Source organism: Mucilaginibacter sp. P4_E8 (assembly GCF_056401495.1).
In genome coordinates this window covers 1-4,456 of record NZ_JBFUJG010000245.1, presented here as the reverse complement: position 1 = coordinate 4,456, position 4,456 = coordinate 1, and the positions used below count along the sequence as shown (strand labels likewise).

Annotated in this window: 3 protein-coding genes and 1 tRNA gene; 3 read left to right on the top strand and 1 reads right to left on the bottom strand. The window is 38.2% G+C overall.

The genetic code is table 11. The features are described 5' to 3' along the window. The 3 genes from AC1DRQ_RS29685 to AC1DRQ_RS29675 form a co-directional block, all read left to right on the top strand. On the top strand, positions 1 to 1,150 hold a 1,150-nt coding region (locus AC1DRQ_RS29685; RefSeq protein ID WP_477429456.1), incomplete at its 5' end, for an undecaprenyl-phosphate glucose phosphotransferase. Position 1,151: 1 nt separating this feature from the next. Continuing rightward, positions 1,152 to 1,940: an ABC transporter substrate-binding protein gene (locus AC1DRQ_RS29680; RefSeq protein ID WP_429392827.1), complete on the top strand. Its 789-nt coding sequence runs from the start codon at positions 1,152 to 1,154 to the stop codon at positions 1,938 to 1,940. Positions 1,941 to 2,034: 94 nt separating this feature from the next. Beyond that, positions 2,035 to 2,119: transfer RNA gene (locus AC1DRQ_RS29675), tRNA-Leu, on the top strand. 281 nt (positions 2,120 to 2,400) lie between these two features. On the opposite strand, the gene AC1DRQ_RS29670 is transcribed toward AC1DRQ_RS29675, so the two are convergent. Further along, the coding region (locus AC1DRQ_RS29670; RefSeq protein ID WP_477429453.1) for an NB-ARC domain-containing protein at positions 2,401 to 4,456 on the bottom strand (2,056 nt) is incomplete at its 5' end.

Below are 4,456 nucleotides of genomic sequence, written 5' to 3'. Positions count from 1 at the left end.
CCTTTTGTTTGTGAGTTTTATATGCTTTACCATTATTATATTGATTGGTACCAAAGCTTATTTTATTACCCGCGAATACCTGTTTTATTCATTAGCCCTGTTTGGATTTTTATTGGGATTATGGAAACTGGTGTTTTTAACCATACGTAAAAGCGACCGTGCGTCATTAATTGATACCAGGGCCGTAATTATTATTGGCGGCGGCAGGATTGGATCAGACTTGCATAGTTTTTTTAAGCAAAACCCTGAACGTGGTTACAGCTTGGTTGGCTTTTTTGATGATAACCCTGAAAAGGTTATGGATAGCCGTCTTTACTTAGGCGGTACTGATGATTGTATCAGTTATGTGCTCAATAATAAGGTTGATGAGATATTTTGTACCCTTCCAAATTCAGAGGCCCTAACAATCGAAAGGCTAATGCTCGATGCTGATAAAAACCTTATTAGGTTTAAGTTCATACCTGAGTATTATGATTATGCTAAAAAACCAACTTTTATACAAAGTTTTGGACATATCCCGGTAATATCAGTAAGGCCTGAGCCACTCGAGAATATGCTTAACAGGTCAATTAAACGCTTGTTTGATGTGGCGTTTTCGCTGTTTATTATCCTGTTTGTTTTCAGCTGGTTGTTTCCTATACTGGCTATTTTGATCAAACTGGAATCAAAGGGGCCCATCTTTTTTGTACAGGAACGTTCGGGCAGGGATAATAAACCATTTAAGTGTTATAAATTTCGCAGTATGCGGGTAAACAATGATTCTGATAAAAAACAAGCTACCCGTGGCGATTCACGTATAACTAAAACAGGGGCATTTATACGTAAAACAAGTATCGATGAGCTGCCTCAGTTTTTTAATGTGCTATTGGGCAATATGTCAGTAGTAGGGCCAAGGCCGCACATGATTAGCCACACACAACAATATTCACAGCTGATAGATACCTTTATGGTAAGGCATTTCCTTAAACCAGGTATCACAGGCTGGGCGCAAATAAAAGGTTTAAGAGGTGAAACCCAAACCACACAAGCTATGCTTGAACGTGTGGAGGCTGACGTTTGGTATCTGGAAAACTGGTCGTTCCTGCTGGATATGAAGGTCATTTTCCTTACCGTATGGAATGTTGTAAAAGGCGAGAAAAACGCGTTTTAACATGGCTGTTTTTCACGATCAACTAAATCGTGTAATAAGCCTGCCAGCAGTGCCTAAAAGGATTATATCTGTTGTGCCATCACAAACTGAACTGTTATTTTATTTAGGGCTTGATACCGAAGTTATTGGCATTACAAAATTTTGTATCCACCCGGAGCATAAATTTAAAGCCGTAACCAAAGTAGGGGGGACTAAACAATTAAATATCAATCAGATAAAGGCAATGCAACCCGATCTGATCATAGCCAACAAAGAAGAGAACGAACGTCGCCAGATAGAAGAGCTAATAGGCGTTTGTCCTGTTTGGATAAGTGACATTCATAACCTTGATAGTGCGCTGGATATGATCCAATCTGTGGGCACGCTCATCAACCGCGGGGTAGAAGCTAAAACTTTGTGTGCTGATATACTCAGTCGATTTGATAAACTCATCTTACCCATTTTAAACCAGCGTGTGGCCTATTTTATTTGGCGCAAGCCCTATATGGTTGCAGGGCGCGATACTTTTATTGATAGCATGCTGCAAAAATGCGGATTGATCAACGCATCTGAAGCCGATAGATATCCTGAAGTAACGGCTCAAGGGCTATTGTTGGCAAAACCCGATGTGATATTTTTATCTTCAGAACCATATCCATTCAGACAAAAGCACATAGATGAATTTAAGGAAATACTGCCTAATGCAAAGGTAATATTGGTTGATGGCGAAATGTTTTCGTGGTACGGCAGTCGGTTATTGTATGCCCCGGCATATTTCAATGAGCTAATGTATAACGTAACATTAAATTAATAGCAAAGAAATGAGGCAGATAGCCAAAAAACAAAAATTATGTTTTATAGTTTAGCATAAAACGCTATCTTTGCGACCTGTTAAAAATCCTAATGCGGAAGTGGCGTAATTGGTAGCCGCACCAGACTTAGGATCTGGCGCTTCACGGCGTGGGGGTTCGAGTCCCTTCTTCCGCACCACATGGGAATGTGTCATTTTCCCGAGAGGGCTGCTCTAAAAGAGCAGCCCTTTTTTATTGATTATCTGCAAGTTATGACGAAAAGCCGGGTTGATGAAGGGTATTCTAAATGCACCGTCAGCATAATTGCCGCAGAAAATACCTTGATGCGGGAAAAGGCGGTTTGATTTACAGTCTTATAACGACAAAGGCGAACAAGTTGGGGTACCCATCAAARGCAGCGCCATCTATAATAAGCCAACGGAAGAAATATGTCAAAATAAAAGATGGAAAACAATCTTGTCAGGCGGTAGGTGTTGGGACGCCTTTTTCCATTGAGATTTCTATCACCTTCGCACTCCATGAGGGGTTGTTAGAACCAAGTAATTTTAAAAACCTCTCGTTAGTCAATAACTTGTCCCGATATCGAATTACGACCTCTTCGGCACTTAAATATTCTGCTAAGGAATCGTACATAAACTTCAAAAGATTATCATTTGCTTCTCCGGTTGATACCAGTAAGCCACAATTAAGGTAAATATCGACATGCTCATCTAAAGAATGGGCATGAACGAAATTTAAAGAAATCCACTTGGGCGTAATTTCTGAAGGAAATTGATCATCAGCTTTCGTTTCATAAATATAGTCCACCAATCCAATACTAGTAGTGGCCATTTTCCTTAAGTTACGAATAAGGATTTTTTGGTCACTCAAATTATGAAATAATCCCTCGATATATTTATTATAAAGCTTGGAGACAGATACTGGCAGTTCCACAGATAAGGATTTTCCCTGGTCAAGTAGTGACGATGCTTCCAAAATGATAGCCTTTAAAATAATAATTGGGACCTGTTCATTCCCAATTTGGGCAGATCGAATGAAACCAAGAACTCTTTCTCTAATTATTTCTCTCTGATTGCCGAATTTGTCTGCGCCTGCGTAGGTTTCTATGAATCCGTCAAGCAGGTAATCAATAAATGCCAAACTAAGTGTATGTGGAATAACCTCGTTTATATTCCTGATCGCTAAAGATTTTCTGGATGTAAAAACGGTTAGAAACGTGTTTTTTCCGCCATTTTGCGGCTCGATAGCTGCAATCTCAAAATCATTCATCTCTGAAACGCCGTCAACAAGGGCAATTATCCTTTTTTTTCGTAATAATGCATTTAAAAGGGTATCGGAAATTTGAGCTTTTCCTGTAATCAAAAGCATCTGGTTTTTACAAGTATTGTCCAATGTTTCATCAATTCGATTAATAAAAACAGGCAGTGCGATTTTTTCCAGAAATCGCAAATTGGGATCTTTATTTGACACCCAATTGCAGATTTGTACGGCCAAAGTGGTTTTGCCACTTCCCCCTTGTCCTTGAATGACGACCGAGCATCTGTCTCCTGACTTTATTGTTTGTTTTAGTTCAGAAAGGCCTGGTGTATAGTTGTTTGTTGTTTTGTTGAAAGAAGTGAAGCTTTGATTGTTGATTTTTAACGGCGCAGGAAGCCATTTTAGGCGCTCGGAAATCTCCGGAGAACTTTGGAATACTTTCCAAAAGTCATCGACATAACGATTAACATAAGCATCGAGACAATGATCAGAATCAATCAGGAAAAGTAATAAATACTTTGAGGCCTTATTCGGTAACGGTAGCTTTTCAGAATTAATTGCTTCGTGTATTTCGATAAATTTTATAGGATAAATCATGAAAATGAAAAGAATACTTAAAATGTAGACCACTGATAATAATGCCAGGTGAGCCGCTACCAACCCAGTCCAATCTTTCATAGTTTTTGGCGAGTTATCCCACCCCATTAAATTTTTAAATCTAAACCATAATGTTTTTCCGACATAACATGAAAACGTTTTTGATTTTGCAGTTATACCGTCTGAAACACTTATTAGAAAACGATATTTCTTATTATATTCCAGATCATCGTYGCTCCAATAAATCTGGGGTAAGTCATTTAGTAAAAAACTGCGGGTAAGCTTTTGACTTCCATTTATTGCGACGATGGAAACAACTAAATTTACCGAGTCTAATTTACCTTTATTAAGTTGTAGCTTGGGGATTTGGTGATTATTTTGGGATACAAGCTCAAATTTAATGATATCGAAGGCACGATTATCCTTCTTAAGAGTCTTGAAATATCCATTATTTCCTATAACTTTTACTTCTTCATTTTGTTCCAAAAGATCGAATAAAGAATAATAAGTTAGTCTTGGCGATATCTGAAACCAATTTTCGCCATTATCCAAAGATTCTAAGATATTACCATCAGTGGTTAATAGCCATAAGCGATCCTTGCCAAAAATAAGATTTGTAAATTCATTAATCCGATCAAACTTTTTTATCGCATGCCAAGAT